At 64.7% G+C, this 20,693-nt stretch carries 17 protein-coding genes; 8 read left to right on the forward strand and 9 right to left on the reverse strand.

Going from position 1 to position 20,693, the window contains the following annotated elements; all coding sequences use genetic code 11:
• Positions 1 to 78: 78 nt before the first annotated feature.
• Entirely contained in the window at positions 79 to 1,896 is a 1,818-nt protein-coding gene (locus K1X41_RS14155; protein WP_133617020.1) for an ABC-F family ATP-binding cassette domain-containing protein, read from the forward strand.
• A gap of 179 nt (positions 1,897 to 2,075) precedes the next feature.
• Here the strand turns inward: K1X41_RS14155 and pdxS are convergent, their stop codons facing one another.
• Both pdxS and K1X41_RS14165 read right to left on the reverse strand, forming a co-directional pair.
• Positions 2,076 to 3,017, reverse strand: a complete 942-nt coding sequence (gene pdxS / locus K1X41_RS14160) for a pyridoxal 5'-phosphate synthase lyase subunit PdxS (protein WP_220174908.1) — start codon at positions 3,015 to 3,017, stop codon at positions 2,076 to 2,078.
• A complete protein-coding gene (locus K1X41_RS14165; RefSeq protein ID WP_258566570.1) occupies positions 2,950 to 4,023 on the reverse strand; it encodes an EamA family transporter in 1,074 nt (357 codons plus the stop codon). Before K1X41_RS14165 ends, pdxS begins: the two co-directional genes overlap by 68 nt.
• 226 nt (positions 4,024 to 4,249) lie before the next feature.
• On the opposite strand from K1X41_RS14165, the gene K1X41_RS14170 reads away from it, so the two are divergent.
• Positions 4,250 to 4,828 carry a CGNR zinc finger domain-containing protein gene (locus K1X41_RS14170; RefSeq protein ID WP_132202443.1) on the forward strand — a complete coding sequence of 193 codons (579 nt, stop codon included), beginning with the start codon at positions 4,250 to 4,252 and terminating at the stop codon, positions 4,826 to 4,828.
• A 3-nt stretch (positions 4,829 to 4,831) separates the two neighbouring features.
• On the opposite strand, the gene K1X41_RS14175 is transcribed toward K1X41_RS14170, so the two are convergent.
• Positions 4,832 to 5,632 (reverse strand): ABC transporter permease, encoded by an 801-nt coding sequence (locus K1X41_RS14175; protein ID WP_220174910.1) that lies wholly within the window; start codon positions 5,630 to 5,632, stop codon positions 4,832 to 4,834.
• Positions 5,629 to 6,552, reverse strand: a complete 924-nt coding sequence (locus K1X41_RS14180; protein WP_132202447.1) for an ABC transporter ATP-binding protein — start codon at positions 6,550 to 6,552, stop codon at positions 5,629 to 5,631. Before K1X41_RS14180 ends, K1X41_RS14175 begins: the two co-directional genes overlap by 4 nt.
• Positions 6,553 to 6,780: 228 nt before the next feature.
• On the opposite strand from K1X41_RS14180, the gene K1X41_RS14185 reads away from it, so the two are divergent.
• Both K1X41_RS14185 and K1X41_RS14190 read left to right on the forward strand, forming a co-directional pair.
• The gene (locus tag K1X41_RS14185) at positions 6,781 to 7,866 is read left to right on the forward strand and encodes an S-(hydroxymethyl)mycothiol dehydrogenase (protein ID WP_132202449.1); all 1,086 of its coding nucleotides are present in this window, start codon (positions 6,781 to 6,783) and stop codon (positions 7,864 to 7,866) included.
• Positions 7,866 to 8,498, forward strand: coding sequence for an MBL fold metallo-hydrolase (locus K1X41_RS14190; RefSeq protein ID WP_220174911.1), 633 nt, complete (start codon positions 7,866 to 7,868; stop codon positions 8,496 to 8,498). The genes K1X41_RS14185 and K1X41_RS14190 overlap by 1 nt, the downstream gene beginning before the upstream one ends.
• Positions 8,499 to 8,504: 6 nt before the next feature.
• On the opposite strand, the gene K1X41_RS14195 is transcribed toward K1X41_RS14190, so the two are convergent.
• Positions 8,505 to 9,188, reverse strand: coding sequence for a TetR/AcrR family transcriptional regulator (locus K1X41_RS14195; protein ID WP_132202453.1), 684 nt, complete (start codon positions 9,186 to 9,188; stop codon positions 8,505 to 8,507).
• 171 nt (positions 9,189 to 9,359) lie between these two features.
• Between K1X41_RS14195 and K1X41_RS14200 the strand changes: the two genes are divergently transcribed.
• Positions 9,360 to 10,586, forward strand: coding sequence for an acyl-CoA dehydrogenase family protein (locus K1X41_RS14200; protein WP_220174912.1), 1,227 nt, complete (start codon positions 9,360 to 9,362; stop codon positions 10,584 to 10,586).
• 39 nt (positions 10,587 to 10,625) lie between these two features.
• On the opposite strand, the gene K1X41_RS14205 is transcribed toward K1X41_RS14200, so the two are convergent.
• A complete protein-coding gene (locus K1X41_RS14205) occupies positions 10,626 to 12,191 on the reverse strand; it encodes a PucR family transcriptional regulator (RefSeq protein WP_220174913.1) in 1,566 nt (521 codons plus the stop codon).
• A gap of 106 nt (positions 12,192 to 12,297) precedes the next feature.
• Here K1X41_RS14205 and K1X41_RS14210 point away from each other — a divergent pair, with 106 nt between their 5' ends.
• Both K1X41_RS14210 and K1X41_RS14215 read left to right on the forward strand, forming a co-directional pair.
• Entirely contained in the window at positions 12,298 to 13,185 is an 888-nt protein-coding gene (locus tag K1X41_RS14210) for an arginase family protein (RefSeq protein WP_220174914.1), read from the forward strand.
• Between the two features lie 67 nt (positions 13,186 to 13,252).
• A complete protein-coding gene (locus tag K1X41_RS14215; RefSeq protein WP_133617011.1) occupies positions 13,253 to 14,668 on the forward strand; it encodes an MFS transporter in 1,416 nt (471 codons plus the stop codon).
• A gap of 221 nt (positions 14,669 to 14,889) precedes the next feature.
• Here the strand turns inward: K1X41_RS14215 and K1X41_RS14220 are convergent, their stop codons facing one another.
• The 3 genes from K1X41_RS14220 to K1X41_RS14230 form a co-directional block, all read right to left on the reverse strand.
• Positions 14,890 to 16,323, reverse strand: coding sequence for an amino acid permease (locus K1X41_RS14220; RefSeq protein ID WP_132202463.1), 1,434 nt, complete (start codon positions 16,321 to 16,323; stop codon positions 14,890 to 14,892).
• A 235-nt stretch (positions 16,324 to 16,558) separates the two neighbouring features.
• The gene (locus K1X41_RS14225) at positions 16,559 to 17,989 is read right to left on the reverse strand and encodes an amino acid permease (protein WP_220174915.1); all 1,431 of its coding nucleotides are present in this window, start codon (positions 17,987 to 17,989) and stop codon (positions 16,559 to 16,561) included.
• A gap of 142 nt (positions 17,990 to 18,131) precedes the next feature.
• Positions 18,132 to 19,697 (reverse strand): aminotransferase class I/II-fold pyridoxal phosphate-dependent enzyme, encoded by a 1,566-nt coding sequence (locus tag K1X41_RS14230; protein WP_220174916.1) that lies wholly within the window; start codon positions 19,695 to 19,697, stop codon positions 18,132 to 18,134.
• Between the two features lie 73 nt (positions 19,698 to 19,770).
• Between K1X41_RS14230 and K1X41_RS14235 the strand changes: the two genes are divergently transcribed.
• Positions 19,771 to 20,676 (forward strand): LysR family transcriptional regulator, encoded by a 906-nt coding sequence (locus tag K1X41_RS14235; protein WP_165875571.1) that lies wholly within the window; start codon positions 19,771 to 19,773, stop codon positions 20,674 to 20,676.
• Positions 20,677 to 20,693: the final 17 nt, after the last annotated feature.

A 20,693-nucleotide genomic window follows, 5' to 3' on the forward strand; every position in this document is an offset into this window, starting at 1 on the left:
AGCGGGGCGCACTCAAGAGTACCGGTGTGGCACACTCGCGGGGGATCCACACCCGAACTGAACTACGCTTAGGGGGTTATGGCACATCTTCTGGGGGCCGAGGCCCTACATCTCGAAGTCCCTACGAAGACCGTGTTTGACTCGGTCACGATCGGGGTCGCTGAGGGCGACCGCATTGGAATCGTTGGGCGCAATGGCGACGGCAAGTCGAGCCTCTTGATGATGCTCGCTGGACGCAGGTCTCCGGACGGCGGCAAGGTCACGATGCGTGGGGGCACCACTATTGGGGTGCTGGATCAAGCCGACGTGTTCGATGACGGTGAGACCGTGAGTAACGCAATCGTCGGCGACAGTCCTGAGTATGAGTGGGCGGGGAATCCGCGCATCCGCGAGGTGATCGACGGTCTGGTCTCTGATCTCGAGTGGGACGCCCCGGTCGATTCGCTGTCGGGCGGCCAGCGCCGGCGGGTGGCGCTCGCGAAGTTGCTTTCCGGTGACTACGACATGCTCTTTTTGGATGAGCCAACGAACCATCTCGATGTCGAAGGCATTGCCTGGCTAGCTGAGCATTTGAAGCGACGCTGGCCGCGCGGTCAGGGCGCGCTGCTGGTTGTGACACACGACCGCTGGTTCCTCGACGAGGTCTGCACCACGACGTGGGAAGTCCACGACCGCATTGTCGAGCCTTTTGAAGGTGGCTATGCCGCCTATATTCTGCAGCGCGTTGAGCGTGATCGGCAGGCCGCGACGATTGAGCAGAAGCGCCAGAACCTGGCGAAGAAGGAACTCGCCTGGCTGCGACGCGGGGCTCCGGCGCGCACCGCGAAACCGAAGTTCCGGATCGACGCCGCGAACGAGCTTATTGCTGACGTGCCTGAGATTCGAGATCGCGTCTCGCTGCAGTCGATGGCTGTTGCCCGGCTCGGCAAGGAGGTCGTGAACCTGCTCGACGCTGGCGTCAGCTACGGCGATCGCGTGATCCTCAAGGACATTGAGTGGCGGCTCGCACCGGGTGAGCGGACGGGTATCCTCGGGGTGAACGGCGCTGGCAAGTCGACTCTGCTGGGACTGATCTCTGGCACACTCGAGCCGACGAGCGGCATCGTGAAGCGCGGCAAGACGGTCAAAGTTGCAACGCTGACGCAGCGACTCGATGAGCTCGAAGAACACCTCAAGGAGCCGGTGCGCACGGTGATCAGTCGCCTGCGTACCAGCTTCACTGTGGGAAGCGGTTCAAAAGCGCAGGAGCTCACTCCCGGTCAGCTGCTGGAGCAGATGGGCTTCACGAGCGCGCAGCTTTCGACGCCGGTGAAGGATCTGTCTGGTGGGCAGAAGCGCCGCCTGCAGCTGCTCCTGATTCTGCTCAACCAGCCGAACGTGCTGATCCTTGATGAGCCGACGAACGACCTCGACACGGACATGCTCGCCGCGATGGAGGATCTCCTTGACTCGTGGCCCGGCACGCTCATCGTGGTCTCGCACGACCGGTACTTCCTTGAGCGTGTGACCGACCAGCAGTACGCGATTCTGGACCACGGGCTGCGGCACCTCCCCGGTGGGGTGGACCAGTATCTGCAGCTGCGCCACGCAGAGGAGCAGGCTGCAGAAGCCGCTGCGGCAGGAGGGTCGGGATCCGGCACAGGCTCCGTCGCTACCTCCGCGACGCCGAAACTGTCGGGCGCGGAACGCCGCACGGTGGAGAAAGAACTCTCTGCGCTGGACCGTCGTGTGGCGAAACTCCAGGATCTGATTGTGAAGACCCGGGACGGATTGGCGACGCTGGATCAGAACAAGTTCGAGCTGCTGAACGCCGAGATGACGAAGATCACTGCGTACGAGGCCGAGGTTGCTGAGCTTGAGGGACGCTGGTTCGAACTCACTGAGAAACTGGGATAGGCAGGGAAGCGCGCTGGCGTGTGAACGCTGACGGGACCGGGCTCCGTGATCGGGGCCCGGTCCCGTCCGTTCAGCGTCTGAGCGTCTGAGCGTCTCAGTGCCACAGCGGAGCTGCGTGACTCGCAGAAACCCCGTGAGCCTCCGCGCGTGCGGTACGAGAATTCTGCGGGCGGGGGCGACTACCAGCCGCGCTCCGCGAGGCGGTGCGGCGCTGGCAGATCGGCCACACTGATGCCCACCATCGCCTCGCCCAGGCCGCGGGACGCGGCGGCAATCGCGGCGGGATCCGTGTACGCAGCCGTCGCGGCGACCACCGCTGCCGCGCGCCGTGCGGGGTTCCCTGATTTGAAGATCCCTGACCCGACGAAGACGCCGTTCGCGCCGAGCTGCATCATCATTGCTGCGTCGGCCGGCGTCGCCACGCCGCCAGCGGTCAGCAGCGGGACCGGAAGCGCACCGCGCTCCGCAACTTCCTGCACGAGATCCAGTGGTGCGCTGAGGCTTTTCGCTTCGGCATACAGCTCGGTGTCGTCCAGGCCGCGGAGCCGGGCAATCTCGCCACGGATTGTGCGCAGGTGACGCGTCGCCTCTGAGACATCGCCCGTGCCGGCTTCGCCCTTTGATCGAATCATTGCTGCGCCCTCGGCGATCCGCCGGAGCGCTTCGCCGAGATTGGTTGCACCGCACACAAATGGAGTGGTGAAGGCGTGTTTGTCGATATGGTGCGCGTAATCCGCTGGGCTCAGCACTTCGGACTCGTCGATGAAGTCGATGTCAAGCGATTCCAGGATCTGTGCTTCGACGAAATGACCAATGCGGGCCTTCGCCATGACGGGAATCGACACCGCTGCTTGGATTTCCGAGATGAGATCCGGGTCGCTCATACGCGCTACTCCGCCCTGTGCGCGGATGTCGGCGGGAACCCGCTCGAGTGCCATGACCGCGACAGCGCCGGAATCTTCAGCGATGCGGGCTTGTTCGGCCGTCACCACGTCCATGATGACGCCGTTGGTGAGGTGGTCGGCAAGCCCGCGGCGCACGTGTGGTGCGGGTTCAGGGGAGCGGAGTGCGCGTTCCGTCGTGTGCGGTCGGGGTGTGCTGAGCGAAGGGAGTGTCGTCATGTCCGCTAGCCTGCCCGGATAATTGGTTCATCTCAAGATCCACTTTGATCGAGTTAGAGTGGACCACTTGCAACTCGGGGGAGCGGCTCGCCGCGATCCGCGCTGCCCGAAACTCGCCCCACTTCACCAGCACGATTCCCCCAATAATGACCGCTCCGCCCACCAACTGGAGGGGCGAGAGCGCCTCAGCGAGAATGATCCAGGCGGCCAGCGCGGAGAACAAGACTTCGGTGAGATTCGCGAATGACCCCACAGTCGGACCGATATGGCGAAGCCCAACGATCCCGCACACGTAGGCGAGCACGGTGAAGACTACGAGTAGCGCGGCTGGCACCCACCAGTGCACAGTGGCCCCCGCAAATTGCAGCTCAGAGAACGTGAACTCCGCAGGCATGATTCGCGCGCTGGTGACAATGACCGCGGCGATCGCTCCCACTGCCATGCCGAGACCGGTGAAAGCGATTGGTGAGATCGGGATCGACTCAGTTGAGGAGAGGAGAAAGTACCCGGCGAAGCAGAGTGCCGCGGCCGAGGCCATCGCAATACCGAACCAGCTCAGCGTGGCTCCTTGGAAATCAAGGACGCAGACGACGCCGATCAGCGATACGCCGATGCCCGCGAAGGTGATTGCTGGTGGGCGGCGACGGGTGCGTCCCCAGAGCCACAGCACGATCAGGATCGGTGCGCCCATCATCTCGAGCAGGATCGCGATGGCGACGGTGACGTGTTCGACCGCGAGAAAAAAGAAAGCCTGCACGCCCGCCATCGAGATTGCGCCGTAGAGCACGATGACTCTCCAGTGCCTGCGCACTTCACCCCACCGTCCGCGCAGCGCGACGAGGCAGAACGGGAGAAGCAATAGCGCTGATCCGACGAGGCGGATCAGGATGACTGAACCGGGAGTCCAGCCGATCCCGTACAGGGCCTTCGCCACGGGCCCGGAGACCGCGAAGAGAAATGCTGAGAGTACGACGAGGCCGAGGCCAGTGAAAGACGAGCGCTGCACCAGTGAATCCTCTCGCTCTATGTGATCGATATGCGCGCCAAGTACCAAGTACCGAGTACCGAGTACCGAGTGCCAAGTGCCAAGTACCGAGCACCAAGTACCGAGCACCGAGCACCAAGTGCCACGCACCAGCACCAAAACCGCGTTTGGCGGTGTCTGCGGAGTGCATCGTGCGCACTTGTAAGGATTCATGTGAATCTAGCTCATGTCAAGCTAAGATTCTGGCATGAGTCTCGCGTACGACGTCCGTGCCAATCTGCTCCTCCTCGTCGACCTCCTGAACTCCGCACCCCACGTGACGGGGCCGGATGACGGGCTCGCGAGTGTGGAGCAGTTGACCGAGTTCGTGACCCAGCACGGATTTACTGGGCCGTTGGGAGCGACTCCGCACGATGTCGCCGTGGCGGCCGGCCTTCGCGAGCGCTTTACCGTCGCACTTGCGAACGATGTTGAGCCCGTCGTCGCCGCGATCAACCTCACCTTCAGTGAGATCCGAGCATTCCCACGCCTCGCGAGCCACGGAGACTGGGGCTGGCACATGCACGCGACTGCTGACTCGGCGCCACTGGGTGAGCGGATGGCGTCTGACCTCGTGTTTGCCCTCACCGACTTGATCCGCTTCGGCGATCTTCCCAGACTCCGCAGTTGCGCGGCTGAGGACTGCACCGCGGCTCTCGCTGACCTCACCCGGAACCAGTCAAAGCGGTTCTGTGATGCTCGAAATTGCGCCAATCGCACCCACATTGCTGCCTACCGGGCGCGGAGAAACCGCGGCGCCAACGCCGAGCGGCAGCGGCGCGTGTGAACGCTAGTACCCGCGCAGGTCTCGGCGCGTGAGCGCGAGTGCGGCACCGAAGATGAGCGCGAGCGCGAGCCCCCAGAGTGCCCCGAGTCCACCCCAGTCAGCTCCGGTGCTCAGCGGCTGTGCCCCGAAAGCCCAGTGATATGGCGAGAATCGCCACATCCACTCGGTCTTCGTGCTCGTCTCGCCCACCGCATTCAGCGCGTAACCGAGCACTGCGACCCCGGCGCCGGCGCCAATCGCCCAGATCCGTCGGCCGAAACCCGCACCGGCCGCGAGCGCCGCGGCGCCCGATACGAACCCGAGCCCAATCCATGCAGCAAGCGCAGCAATCACGTGCGCTGGTTCCAGCTCAAGCTCTGCAGGCCCATTGAGCAGAAGGATCAGCGCACACGCTACACACCCGAGCAGGAGGAGTTTCGTGAGCAGCGCGGCGGCGCTCGCGACGGTGTAGTGCACCCGGCCAATCCCATGCGCAAGTGTGAGTTCAAGCCGGCCGTGCTCCTCAGCGCCAGCAATTGCGGCGGTGCCCCAGCTCGTGCTCGCGATCGTCAGAAGCACATACCCGATCAGCCCGAAGAACGTCGCCTGCGTGTACCCGGAGCCGGAGGCGATCTGGTCGTAGCCAATGGTGCGCACGAGCTCCTTGGGGAGACTCGAGAGCAATTGTGTCAGCGCAGGAGACTGCAGCGACGGGTAGAGCGGGAGGTAGAGGCCCGTCACGGCCGCAATCCCGAGCGACCACCCCAACAAGCCGCGCCAGCCATCCCGCACCTGCCCTCGAAACACCGCAAGCGTGGCATTCATGTCAACGCCGTCGTCCGGCCGTAGAGCTCCAGCACCGACTCCTCAAGGTCCGGCTCCTCAATGGTGAGATCGCGCACCGTAAAGCGGGCAAGTGCCTGCACGAGAGGATCAACCGTGCCGCGAAGCGTGCAGGTGAGACGGACGAGATTGCCCGGTGCCGCAGACACGTCGAGCTCATCGAGGCGGGGCACGCGCCCGAGCGCGATCCGCACCTCCGCAGCGCTCCCCGCTGAGAGGACAGCTCTGACCCGAGACACGCTCGTGAGCCGCAGTGAAGCGACATCGCCGCGTGCCACGATCGTGCCCGTGGCAAGCACCGCCACCTCGTCGGCAGTGTGCTGGATTTCGCTCAGAACGTGGGAACTCAAGAGCACGGTCTGTCCTGCATTGCGCGCCTCTCGCACGAGAGTGATGAACTCCCGCTGCACGAGGGGATCAAGGCCACTCGTCGGCTCGTCGAGGACGAGGAGTTCTGGACGGTGCATCAAGGCCTGCACCAGTCCGAGCTTTTGTCGGTTGCCCTTCGAAAGCGTGTGGACCGGACGACTGAGATCGATGTCGAGCCGCTCAGCGAGAAGGTCGATGCTCCCCGGCGCCACGGGGCCGCTGAGCGCGGTGAGACGCTCCAGGAGTGCACGGCCGTTCACACGATCGTCGAGCTTGAGCTCGCCTGGGAGGTACCCGATTCTTCGCCGCAGAGCTGCCCCAGCCTCGCGCGGTGCCCGGCCGAGTACGCGAAGCTCGCCGCCGGTCGGCCTGATGATATCGAGCAGCATGCGTAAGACGGTCGTTTTCCCTGCTCCGTTCGGCCCGATCAGCCCGAAGATTGACCCCTGCTCGACCCGCAGATCGATCCCGCGCACCGCGAAGTGTCTGCCGTAGTGCTTTTCGAGTGCGACAGTTTCAATTGCGGCGGTCATGAGGTATCCGCCGCTCGGGAGGTGCTCATACTTCGCACAGTAGACCTCAGCGCAGCATACGTCTATGCCGAGTTTGCGTTTGGCTGTGGGGTCCCGCGGCCCCGCCAAAGTCGCTCCCGGCACCGCGCAGCTCGCCCGAATGGGAAGATCCTCGATAGCCTGAGACAACACGACGAGACCGAACCGGTCGAGTGCGTGCGCAGTGACGCGAACGTGAGAGGGAGTTTGATGGTCTATCGAGTGCAGGGCGTCGTCGTCCGGGAGAAGAACGCTCCCGCCACGATGGAAACGGTGATTGTTCCGGACCCGGGTCCGGGGGAAGCCGTGGTCGATATTCTGACGAGCGGGGTGTGCCACACCGATCTTCATTACCAGCTGGGCGGCATCTCGGATGAGTTCCCGTTCCTGCTTGGACACGAAGCCACCGGCCGCGTCGCCGCAATCGGCGAGGGGGTTTCCGAGGTTGCTGTTGGCGACCGCGTGATTCTGAACTGGCGTGCGGTGTGCGGACAGTGCCGTGCGTGCGCGAAGGGGCAGCCTCAGTACTGCTTCAACACCCACAATGCGGCGCAGAAGATGACACTTGAGGATGGCACTGAGCTGTCGCCAGCGCTCGGGATCGGCGCCTTCATCGAAAAGACGCTCGTTGCCGCTGGGCAGTGCACGAAAATCGATGAGGAGTCGGACGCTGCGGCCGTCGGGCTGCTCGGTTGTGGCGTCATGGCGGGGATCGGTGCTGCGATCAACACCGGAGAAATCCAGCGCGGCGAATCTGTCGCGGTGATCGGGTGCGGTGGAGTCGGAACTGCCGCCATCGCGGGCGCGCAGCTCGCTGGGGCCACCACCATCATCGCGGTCGATATCGACGACGCGAAACTCGAACAGGCGCGGCGTTTTGGTGCAACACACACGGTGAACTCGCGCGAGACGGATCCGGTTGCGGCGATTCAGGAGCTGACCGGCGGCTTCGGTGCCGATGTCGTGATTGACGCGGTTGGCCGACCCGAGACTTACACGCAGGCCTTCTACGCGCGCGATCTTGCCGGCCGAGTGGTCCTCGTCGGGGTGCCGACACCTGAGATGACGCTCGAACTCCCGCTGCTCGACGTGTTTGGTCGCGGCGGATCACTGAAGTCCTCCTGGTACGGCGACTGCCTGCCGAGCCGCGATTTTGCGATGCTGATCGATCAGTACAAGCTTGGACGGCTCGATCTTGACGGCTTCGTCACAGAACGAATCGGACTCGGGGACGTCGAAGCGGCGTTCGCAAAGATGGCCGACGGTACGGTGCTGCGCTCGGTCGTGGTGCTCTGATGGCGGGCGCACGGATTGAGCGTCTCGTCACGAGCGGCACGTTCTCGCTCGACGGCGGCACCTGGGATGTCGACAACAATGTGTGGATCGTCGGGGACGACGCAGAAGTGATCGTGATCGATCCTGCACACGATGCCACGGCTATCACAGCCGCCGTGGGGGATCGGCGCACGCTTGCTGTGCTGCTCACGCACGGACACGACGACCACATTCGCGCGGCCCGCGAAACGGCGGCGCTCTTGGGAGCTCCGATCCATCTGCACCCGTCCGATCGAATGCTGTGGGACGCGGTGTACTCAGACGCGGGCCCCGATGCGGACATTGCTGATGAGGACTCGTTCGAGGTGGCGGGCGTGACGCTCACCGCCCTGCACACCCCTGGTCACTCTCCGGGATCCGTGAGTTTTGTATCGCCGGCGCTCGCCGCAGTCTTCACCGGGGACACCCTGTTCCAGGGCGGGCCGGGCGCGACCGGCCGCTCGTACAGTGACTTCCCGACGATCATCGCTTCGATCCGGGATCGTCTCCTGACGCTTCCGGCTGAGACTCGTGTGCACACCGGGCACGGCGACGACACCACTATCGCCGCTGAGGCTCCTGAGCTTGCGGCCTGGATCGCGAGAGGCCACTAGTTCGCGTTATGAGTGGGTGAGCTGGGCGGCTACGGCGTCGAGAATCGCATCGGGGGAGCCCGCGGCGTCGTAGACCGCCACCACGACGCGCTGCGGGGAGCTGGCGCCTGCGGGATCGAGCCATGGCGCGTACAGCCCCGTCACCCGGCGCAGATCTCGGGTGACGGCTCCTGGGGCGTCCGGCACCGAGCCGCGCAGCCAGTCTCGCAGCGTCGCGTTGTGCACCGCGACAAGCGATGCTGCGAGCGCGGGAGCCACCCAGCGCGGAATCTCTGGGGCCGCAACCTCACGAATAAAGCGGCGGTACACCCGCTCGTAGCGGTGGGTGATCACAAGCTCCCGGTCCCGGAGTGCCGGAGTCACCCGCATCAGCTCGAAGCGGAGCCGCGCGGCTTCCGGATCCCGCGTGAGGTGTCGCAGCACATCGGCGGTGCCCTGCACCAGCGCTTCGCCAGGCGTGTCCGTGGTGGAAGTGAGAAATGCCTCCAGCTGCGCGAGCGCGTGATCGTGATCGGCAAACACGACGTCGTCCTTGCTGCCGAAGCGGCGGAAGAACGTGCTGCGGCTCATGCCCACGGCATCCGCAAGATCCTCTGCAGTGGTGGCTTCGTAGCCCCGCTCCGCGAGGCGCCGAATCGCGGCGGTGGCGCTGTGCGGCGCGATGACTGCGCGGGACGGCTTCGTGCTCATACGCCGAAGCTAGCACAAATTGGCATTGTGGAACTCAGTTTCAGGTGAGACTCATTTGCTCCTGACTGTTGTGTGTTTCGACAAGAGTCGCGAATCCGGCTTGACCTGAAACTCCGTCTCAGGCAGTCTCGAGACACAGCACCAGAGACGGTGCGGAGAGGACACACCACCATGTCGCAGACCGGAACCGGCCCGATCCCGCAGGGCACTGAAGAACCCGAGTACGCACTCTGGGAGCCGCTGGATCCCGATGTGGCGGGGGTGTTCCGTGACGTGTCGGCAGAGGATCGCGCCTACCGGGATCGCGCACGCGAGTTTGTGCAGAGTGAGGTCCGGCCCGTTATTGCGGGGATCTGGGATCGCGCCGAGTACCCGCTGCACCTCGCCACCCGGTTGGGTGAGCTTGACCTGTTGCGCGACGGCGTCGACGTTCCCGGTTTCCCGGCGCAGAGCTTGCTCGCGGCGAGCCTCACGACGATGGAGCTGGCACGCGGTGACGGATCGGTCGCGACAATCGTCGGTGTTCAGGGTGGTCTCGCGCTGCGTTCCGTCGCCTGGTGCGGCTCTGAAGCACAGCAGGAGCGCTGGCTTGAGCCGCTCGCCCGCGGCACAGAACTCGGCGCGTTTGCACTCACCGAACCGACGCACGGTTCAGACTCCGTGAGCCTGGAAACCCGAGCTGAATCGCGGCCAGGCGGCTACGTATTGAATGGCCACAAAAAGTGGATTGGTTCCGGCAGTGTCGGGCACATGGCAGTGGTGTGGGCGCGTGGTGACGACGGCAAAGTGCAAGGGTTTGTCGTGCCGCAAGACGCCCCCGGCTACCGTGCCACGACGATCGAGGGAAAAGTCTCGCTGCGCGCGATCTGGCAAGCGCATATCGAGTTGGACAGTGTCGAGCTCGATGAGAGCGCCAAAATGACGGGCGCAAATTCGTTCAAGGACACCGCGCGCGTGTTGCAGGCAACCCGGCTCGGTGTGGCGTGGGCTGCGCTTGGCCAGGCCACTGCCGTGTATGAGACCGCGGTGCACTACGCCCAGCAGCGCGTGCAGTTTGGGCGCCCGATTGCCGCTTCCCAGATCGTCCAGGCGCGCCTCGCGGAGATGCTCAGTCAGCTCACCACGCTGCAGACGTTGCTCATGCAGCTGACCCGAGCCGAGGAACGTGGCGAACTCTCCGGCCCCGGCGCCTCGCTCGGCAAGTACACGGCCACCCGAACGGCTCGAGACATGGCCCGCAACGCCCGTGACCTGCTCGGCGGCAATGGCATTCTGCTCGAAAATCGAGTCGCGCGTCACTTCGCCGATATCGAAGCCCTGCACACCTACGAGGGCACTGAGACGGTGCAAGCGCTGATCATCGGCCGTGATATCACGGGCTTCTCGGCGTTCGCGTAGCCTGATTCTCGTAGTTCGGGGCGCCCCGCCGCTGCCTGCTCAGTCCGCTGGGCGGGGCAGGGCGCCCGCCTCGAACGCCAGCCACAGCAGTGAGCGTGCGGTGGGCTCAGCAAGGGTGAGCTCGAGCTCGCGTTCGACTTCCCTGAGCCGTGCATTCAGCGTCTGTCGGTGCACCCCGAGCGCTTCTGCTGCGCGCTCCAGCGCACCGTTTGCGCGCAAGAATGCGTATGCCGCGGCGAGGATTCGCGCCGCGCTGGCTGGATCGAGTTCGGCAAGTCTCGCACGCCATGCAGCGAAGACGGGCGCTTCCCCGCTGCCGTGGAACCACTCGGTCAGGAGGTCGTCGCGCCCGAGCTCTGTTGCCAGCAGCGCCCGCACGTCTGGTCGCGCGCCCGTGGCGCGGTGCGCGCGCCGGGCCTCAGCGCAGAGGTCGATGATCTCGCCCGGCGCTGCGCTTCTGCTGACACCGGCACGCCAGGCGCCGAGGCTGCCGGTCTCGGCTCGCAGAAATCGCTCAACTGCCGCGGCCGCGTGCGCGGCATGCGTTTCGGGGAGTACGAAGAGAAATCCGTCGTCCACAGCGCTGACGAGCGGCGTCGTCGCATGCGTGCCCGACGCCAGCTCGGCAGTGAGGTGGGATTTCAGGAGCAGGCCAGCCGCCGGCTCGCGTCGTGGCGCCGTGCCGGAACGCTGAGCGGGGCCGAAATAGACAACGGTGCACGTTCCGGTGCCGGGGAACAGTGTCTCGAAGAGTCGCGGATCCGCCGTCATGCGCCCGGCGACGGCCTCGGTGATGAGCTGCTCACGGAGGGACGCCGCGAGGCCGGGCAGCGCCGAGGTGTCGCGGGACAGGTCTATGAACGTCGCGATTGAGCCGATCAGGCCTTGTTCGAGCGGTGTGTAGCGTCGTTTGCGCGCGACAATCAGCGGTGACCCCGCTGTGCTGGCGATGTGGAGGAACAGGCCGCCGATCGCCGCCGATCCACTGGCCCGCCCGGAGGCCATATGGCGGGAGAATTCGTCGCGCAGGGAGCGCAGCTCCGCGGACGTGAGTGCACCACCGCCGGTGCTCGTTTGCCTGATCCCCGCGGGGTCGATCCACAGCACCGCTGCGTCGAGTTCGCGCGCCAGCTGCTCCAGGCCCTCGATCTGCTGGGCAGGAGTCGCGTCTGAGTAAGCAAGCCGCTGCTGGACGTCGAGCATGCGGCGCACCTGGTCGAGCTGTCGATCCGCGAGCCGCCGCGATACGAACTCTGACACGGCGATGTAGGGCGTGGCGAGCGGGATGCTGAGGAGCGGGATTCGATGCGCATCAGCCGCACGGATCCAGGCCGCCGGGATGTCCTCGACGATGAGACCGACGCCGAATCCCACCGCCGCGACCTCGCGCGCGGCGAGGGCCGCGAAGAACGCGTCGAGTTCTTCGGGGGAGCGCTCGATCAAGCCGGTGGTGAGGAGGAGCACGTCTTTCGTGAGCCACGGCGACGGATCGGTGACCTCGGCCACGTGCACGCGTGCAACCTGTCGGTGGAGCAGTGCGTGGCCGGTCGCGCAGCTCAGATTGAGCGTTGCATCGGCGAGAAGATCCGCGAGAGTGGGGGACATTTTCACGATTCTAGTGAAATTGGCCATGGAAATCCCCATAAACGTGATTGAGATGCATTCGTGTGCGCGGCAGGCTGGTGCAGGACACCCCAACTGAGGAGAGAACATGCCAGCACCCGTTCGCCGCTTCGAGATCATTGGCGCGCCTTACGATGGCGCTTCGACGCTGGGCTTTCCCGGCTCACGCTACGCGCCAGACCGGATCCGGCACGCACTCGGGTGGATCACACAGCGTGTGGAAGACGGTCAGGTGTTCTCTCTCGAGAGCGGCCAGCTGCACACCGCCCCGCAGATCACCGATGTGGGAGACGCCGAAATTGTCGGGCACGATCTCTTCGCGACACTCGGCCACACGAGCGCCCGAGTGGCGCAGAGCGTGCGGGAAGGCAACGTCCCGATCCTGCTTGGAGGCGACGATTGCTTCCTGTTCGCAGGCACGCAGGGCCTGCACGACGCAACGAGTGGCAGCGTCGCAGTGATTCACTTCGACGCGCACCTTGACGTGATGGATGTGAACGTGCAACAGGGCACGCACAGCCAGTCGAGCGGCATGCGGCGCTCCATGGAGCTCGATCGGGCGAGCACCGCGCACAGCATCCAAGTCGGCCTTCGCCACTTCAACTTCCCCGCCTCACACGACTACCTGCGAGACTCTGGCCTCGCGCGCATCACGGCGGCTGAGTTCGAGCAGATCGGCGCGCAGGCGGCGATCGCCCGAATCCTGGAGCGGATCGACGGTGCCGATCACGTGCATCTCTCCTTCGACATCGACGCCATTGATCCTGCGCACGCTCCCGGCGCGGGCGCGCTGGAGCCGGGCGGGATCACCTCACGGCAGGCGATCGAAACGGTCTCGGCGCTGGCTCCGTACTGTGACTCGTTTGCCGTCACCGAGGTGAACCCGATGACGGATCACCAAGACATGACCGCGACACTCGCGGCCTACCTCTGCTACTACTTCGCGGTGTTCGGCCAGGAGCCTGCGGCGCGCTAGTTTTCCCGGCCGCCGTCGCAGCGCAGCAGCGGCGGCCACTACGATCCAACAACAAAGGAGTTATTCGATGACAGAGCAAGGTGCCGGGGTCGCCCAGCGGCTCGACACGGGAACTGTGAACGTGGTTCGCAAACGTGACCTGCGAAAGGCCGTCCGCGGTACCTTCGTCGGCAACGTGATGGAGTGGTACGACGTCGGTGTCTTCGGATACCTCATCGTGACGCTGGGCCCGGTATTCCTGCCGGATGCGGATCAAGCAACGCAGGTGATCTTCATGCTCGGCACCTTCGCGAGCACGTACCTGTTCCGGCCACTCGGTGGATTGTTCTTTGGGTGGCTCGGCGACAAGATCGGCCGCAAGCGCGTGCTCTTCATGACGCTCACACTCGTCGCGGTCGCTACATTCCTCATCGGCCTTCTGCCGGGCCATGCCACGCTTGGTGCCGGGGCCGCCGCGCTGCTCGTCGCCCTCAAGATCCTGCAGGGCTTCTCCGCGGGAGGCGAATTCACTGGTGCACTGACTTTCATCAGCGAGTCTGCTCCGGATCGCCGCCGAGGCTTCTACGCCGCGTTCCTCGATTCAGGCAGCTACCTCGGCTTCGTGCTCGGCGCCGCCATCGTCACGGCCATGCAGATCATGTTCGGTCAGCAGGCCATGGAGGACGGGCTGTGGCGGATTCCGTTCCTGATCGCCGGCCCGCTCGGGTTGATCGCGGTGTACCTCCGGATGCGCGTCGAGGAGACGCCCCACTTCGCGGCACTCGTTGCGCAGCAGCAGGAGAGCGGGCGGGCGAGCCTGCGCGTGAACCCGCTGCGGGTATTCGCATCGAATTGGAAGCCCATGCTGCTCGTGATCCTGCTCGTCGCAGCCGCGAACTCCGCGGGGTACGCGTTCACCTCGTACATGCCGACCTATCTCTCCACGGTGCTCGAGCACGACGCGATCCAAGGCAACCTGTTCTCGCTCCCGTTGATGCTGCTGATGGCATGCCTGATGCCGTTTGTGGGGCTGCTCTCGGATCGGGTGGGTCGCAAGCCGGTACTCACGGCTGCGGCGATCTGGATCATTCTGCTGAGCTTCCCAGCCTTCGCGTTGATCGGCTCAGACTCGTCCGTCGCAATCGTCGCCGGACTCGCGCTGATCGGGATCCCGGTCGCGCTGTACATGGGAACCCTTGCCTCGACCTACCCTGCAATGTTCCCAACCGCGTCGCGTAACACGAGTCTCGGGGTCTCCTACAACATCTCGATCGCACTGTTCGGCGGCACCGCCCCGCTCGTGATCGATTCGCTGGTGCGTGCAACTGGCACTCCGTCAGCTGCGGCGTTCTATCTCATGGGGATGTCTGTGATCGGTCTGATCGCCATCTGCTTCCTCCCGGAAACTGCGGGGAAGCCGCTCTCAGGGTCCGAGCCGAACGTGGAAACCGAACGCGAGGCGCATGAGATCCACACAGCGCGCCAAGCAACCGTCTCAGCCTAACTCGGCCTAACTCAGCCTAATTCGGCCCTACCCGGCCTCACTCGGCCCAGCACGGTCTGGTCTGGTCTGGCCCGGGCCTGCCGGTCACTGCTGAGCCCGTTTGTGCCGAGCCCGGCCCTCGTCGGTCCGGGCTCGGCATGACAGCTCCGCCTGCGCGGGTGACCGCACCCATTCCACGGTGGGGCCGAGTGCGATCTCCTGAGCCTCACGAAGCAGCGTGGCTAGTGGGCGCCGACGTCGGGGAGATCGACCGCGGCAGTAAGTGGCCGGCCATCACGGATCAGCTTGCGCTTGGTGGCCTGCCACATCACGGCGAGCGCGATGAACCAGAGCGGCGTGAACATCAGTGGGAGCCGTGTGTCGTCTGCGAGGAACAGTGTGACCAGGATGAACGCGAAGAATGCGAGGACGATCCACGGCACAATCCGGGCGAACGGGGTGCGGAACGCTGACGTGCGGTGCCGCTCCGGGTGCTTGCGCATGTACTGGATGAAGCTGATGGCAATCATGCTCCAGGTGAACAGGATGAACGTCGAGGCTACTGAGGTGACAAAAGTGAATGCTTCGATCACGCTGTCGCCGAGGAGCAGGATCGGCACGGAAGACGACACGAACACGGTCGAGAAGAACACGGCCTTGCGCGGCACGCCACGGGAATCCGTGAGCGCGAAACCCTGCGGTGCATGGCCGTCTCGCGCGAGCGAGTGCATCATGCGGGTGCCGGAGTAGAAGCCTGAGTTCGCACTTGAAGCCGCTGAGGTGAGCACCACGATGTTGATCGCGAACGCCGCGGCACCGAATCCGGCGTAGGCGAAGGTCGTGACGAAGGGGCTCTGATCTGGATCCAATTTGTCCCAGGGGGTGATCGCCATGATCACGGTGAGCGCGCCGATGTAAAAGATGAGGACGCGAACGACGATTGAGTTGATCGCGCGCGGCAGATTGCGGTGCGGGTCTTTCGTCTCAGCTGCCGCGGTGCCCACAAGTTCAACGCCGATGAACGAGAAGATGCCGAGCTGGAATCCGAGCAGGAACCCGCTCGCGCCGAACGGGAACATGCCACCGTGATCCCAGAGGTGGCTGAGCTCGGCGCGTGTGCCGGTGTCCGGATTCTCGAAGCCCATGACGAGCAGCACGACGCCGGTGGCGATCAACGCGAGGATCGCCACGATCTTGATGAGTGAGAACCAGAACTCGAACTCGCCAAAGAACCGTACCGGCTGCAGGTTCAGGATCGTGAGCACCGCGACCGTGATCGCGGCGGGCACCCAGTTGGGGATCGACGCGTTGATATAGGACACGTAGCTGGTGATCGCGATGATGTCGGCCACGCAGATCACCACCCAGGTGACCCAGTATGTCCAGGACACGAAATACCCGGCCCACGGGCCAATGAGGTCCTTTGCGATATCGCCGAATGTCTTGTAGTTCAGGTTCGAGAGCAGCAGTTCACCAAGCGCCCGCATCAGCAGGAACATCATGCAGCCAATGACGGCGTAAATGAACAGCACTGAGGGGCCGGTGAGGCTGATCACCTTTCCTGAGCCGAGGAAGAGGCCGGTGCCGATGGCGCCGCCGATCGCGATGAGTTGGAGGTGGCGGTTGCTGAGTCCGCGCTGCAGTTCGTCGTGCGCGCCCGGTGCGGTCGTTGTCATGTTCATTCCCATCCCACGAGTTATTCCCGAGTGTACCCACGCCAGGGCGCACAGACGTGCTGCGCGCGAAGAGACGCGTGCCCGCCGCCCCACGCTGGTGCGAGACGCCGGGCATGTGCGTGCGTGGGATCGTGAGCGAGAGTGTCCGAGCAGCGCAAGGAAGCTCGACTCGCGCGTCGGCCCCAAAACGACTGTTGGCCCCGACTCGGCGGGGCCAACAGTGAGGACAGGGTGCTTAGTCCTGGGTGTCCGGGAGGGGGATCGCTGCCGTCAGGGGCCGCCCCTCGCGCTGGAGTTTCCGTTTGCGCAGTTGCCACAGGATGGCAAGCAGGACGAACCAGAACGGCGTCGCGAGAAACGGCGGACGAGTGTCTTCACCGTAGAGCAGTGTGCCTGCGATGAACACGAAGAACGCGAGCACGAGCCAGGGGGCGAATCGCGCCAGCGGCAGCTTGAACTTGGACTCAGCGTGCCGTTCTGGGTAGCGCTTCAAGTAGACGATGTAGCTCACGACGATCGAGCCCCAGGTGAACAGGATCATCGTGGCGCACATCGATGAGACGAAGGTGAACGCGGCCACGACGCCGTCCCCTGCGAACAGCAGCGGAATCGCGGCGAAGAGGAAGACACTGGTGAAGAATACGGCTCGCTTGGGGACGCCGCGGGAATCCGTGAGCGAGAAGGATTTCGGCGCGTGCCCGTCTTTCGAGAGGCCGAAGAGCATACGCGTGCCCGAATACAGGCCACCGTTGGCGCTCGATGCAGCGGAGGTGAGGACCACGAGCTGGATCGCGGCAGCCGCGAGCCCAAAGCCGGCGAGCGCGAGCGTCGTCACGAAGGGGCTCTTGTCCGCGTCGATCATGTTCCACGGAGTGACGCTCATAATGATCGCGAGTGCGCCCACATAGAAAATGAGGATGCGAAGCACGATTGAGTTGATCGCCTTTGGCAGGGTCTTCCGCGGGTTCTCGGTTTCGGCGGCGGCCGTGCCGACCATCTCAACGCCGATAAACGAGAAGATACCCATCTGGAACCCGAGTACGAAGCCGCTTGCGCCCATGGGGAACATGCCGCCGTGCTCCCAGAGGTTCGAGAACGAAGCCTGCGTGCCGTCGGGGCTGGTGAAGCCGGTGAGCACCAGGATGACACCGACTGCGATGAGCCCGAGGATCGCGACGATCTTCAGAATTGCAAACCAGAACTCGGTCTCACCGAAGTACTTCACCGGCTGCAAGTTCAGCACGAGCAGCACGCCTGCGGTGATCAGCGCAGGCAGCCAGTTGGGGATTTCAGGGTTGAACCACTGCACATACGCGGTGATCGCGATGATGTCGGCCACACACGCGATCACCCAGGAGAACCAGTAGTTCCAAGACACGAAAAACCCGGCCCAGGGGCCGAGCATGTCTTTGGCGATGTCTCCGAAGGTGTGGTAATTCAGGTTCGACAGCAGCAACTCGCCGAGAGCGCGCATGATGAAGAACACGAAGAACCCGATGACCATGTACACGAAGATGATGGCGGGCCCGGAAACGCTGATGAGTTTGCCCGATCCGAGGAACAACCCCGTGCCGATCGCACCCCCGATCGCAATGAGCTGCAGGTGGCGGTTTTTCAGACCGCGCTGCATCTCGCCGGTGGGCGAGGCTGTGGCTGTCGTGGACATGACACTCCCTTGTGAGGAAACTGGTGCGCCAGTGTGCGGCGCGGGATTGAGGGTGACCAGGCGATTGTAGTGTGAGCTGAGGAACTGTGCGGTGTGAGTGGCCGTGCGTGCGGTGCGCGTGGCACTGCGAGCGAAGCGCGTGCTACGCGACGACCCGGAACGTCGCGAGTTCTGGATCTGCTGCTCCGCGCACGTACCCGGCTGGTGCGGCTGCGGTGGCGCGGAGGAACGCGACGACCTCGGCACTCAAGACCTCGCCAGGGAGCACGTTGGGGACCCCAGGCGGGTATGCGGCAAGGGAGTCTGCGGAGACACGGCCAACGGCCTCGACGCACGAGACCATTTCAGTGGGACTGTAGAACGCCTCGGCGAGTCCCATCGACCGCTCGCACGGGGAAGGCAAAACAATTGGCCGGTCTGGCTCGATCGCGGCCTCCGGCAACGACTGGAGTGCGTTCCAGAACCGATCGACGTCAACCGGAGAGACCGCGCCGACCAGCAGCAGTAGTGCGGACGGCGTGGAGAGCTCAGCGTAGACGCGGTGATCCCGCAGCAGCTGATAGTGCGCGTCAGTGCCGGTGATCCCAGCGCCGCGGGTGTCGATCGCGATCTTGAACGGGTCGTTTGCCACGGCGTCTGGACTCGCGAGGATGTCGGGGGTGGCATCGCGGAAGCGACGGTCGGCGCGAACGCGGGCGCGGATCTCCTGTGCAGAGGCGAGCGCACGCTCTACGAGTTCGGGACGGGTGACGATATTCATGCGCGCCTCGTCGAGTGACGCGAGGAGGAGCGCGCTGCAACTGGTCGACTGATGGGATCGAACGACCCGGTCCACGAGCGTCTCGAGCGCTGCCGCGTGTGGTCCGTTGCCGAGCTGGATCATGGCGGACTGCGTCAGCGATCCGACTGCTTTGTGGGTGCTCGAGACGACCAGATCGGCGCCCAAGCGTGCAGCATTCACGGGGAGCTGCGGGTGCAGGCCGAAGTGGGAGCCCCATGACTCGTCGACGATGAGCGGCACACCGCCATCGTGTGCGACCTTCGCGATGGCCGCGATGTCGGCGACGGCGCCGAAATAGCTGGGGGAGACGATGTAGACGGCGGCGCTCTCCGGGTTCTCCGAGAGCACTGCCTCAACCTGCTCAGCTGTCACGCCGTGGGCCGAACCCAGGCCGGTGTCGACGTGGCCGGTCACGAAGTGCGGGGTGAGCCCCACGTGTGTGATGCCATCGATGACGCTCGAGTGGACACTGCGCTGTACGACCAGTTCAGTGCCGAGTGCGCGGACCGCCGTGGTGGCGATGTGGTTGCCGCCCGATGCGCCGTTCGTGATGAACCAGGTGCGGCTCGCACCCCACGCTTCGGCTGCGAGCTCTTGTGCGCGCATGAGCGGGGTGACCCTCCCGGGGGTGACCAGCCGCCAGGTTTCCTGATCGACACCGCTGAACAGCATGGGGAAGTCGATGGAGAGGGCGGCCTCTCCCACGAGGCTCGCAACCCCGGGAGCGTTCGTGGGGCCCGCTTGGTGGCCGGGAACGTGCAGCCGCTGCCAGTCGTGTCCGGCGAGCGAGCGGAGCGCGTCGGAGTACGGAGTCTCGAACTGGTGTGCCGGAATACCTGCACGGGGGCGGGCCTGCACCGCTGCGGCGTCTGCCGGAGCGGCGTTCGCTGGTGCGGGAAGGGGGGAGACGGGAGAAGCGGTCTGCATGCCTTAAGGCTAGGAACTTTGGCACTCATGCGGAATATCAGGTTTTCGCGCGTGGTGACATACTGGATATACCATGATGACACTTCAGCAGTTCCGCGTGCTGCTCGCAATTCGTGAGCATGGCAGCCTCACACAAGCCGCCGAGGCGCTGCAATACGGCGTGCCGACCGTGACTCACCATCTCCGCACGCTTGAGGCGCACTTACGGGTGCGTCTCGTCGATCGCGATCGCCGAGGTGCTCACCTGACCCCGCTTGGCGCGGCGTTCGCCGAAGACATTGCTCCAGTGCTCGTGCGCATCGACCGGGCCGAGCGTGCGGTCGCGGATCAGCGCGACGCTGGAGTGGTGACGCTCCGAATCGGAACATTCTCGTCGATCGGCTCGCGGTTGATTCCCGCGGCGATCGCGCAGTTGCAGCAGCGGACTTCGGTGCGCGTCGAGGTCGTTGAGGCTGAGCCGACCGAGGTGATGCGCCAGCTCCAGGCGGGTGAGGTGCACGCGGGCCTGGTCTACGACGTGTCTGATGAGCTCGCGCTTGCGGCGCCGGGCATCGAGCGGACCACGCTGCTCTCTGAACCGTATCGGGTGATGGTCGCGAAGAGTGGACCGCTCGCTGAGGCTGCAGTGCTCGACTTTGCGGCGCTCGCCGAGGTGGCATGGGTGTGCAGCCGAAACCCGGATGAGGCGTCTGATCGAGTGCTGCGCCGTGTCTGCCATTCGCTGGGGTACCCGGTGCGAGAGGTGATGCGGACCGATGACCTCACGATGATTCACGGTCTGGTTGCCGAAGGGCTGGGGTGTGCGCTCACGACCGCGGCGGCGGTCGATGCTGACTTCGACGTCGTGCTGCGTCCTGCAGTGCAGGATCTCGGAGAGCGCCGAGTCTCGTTCGTGACGAGGCGCGGGCAGGTGCCCCCCGCGGTGCGCTGGCTCGAGGAGATCCTGCGCAGACTCGCGGTCGAGCGCGCAGCCAAGTAGCGCGCCCCCTCCGTGCC

The organism is Leucobacter luti, assembly GCF_019464495.1.
GTDB classification, from domain to species: Bacteria; Actinomycetota; Actinomycetes; order Actinomycetales; family Microbacteriaceae; genus Leucobacter; species Leucobacter luti_A.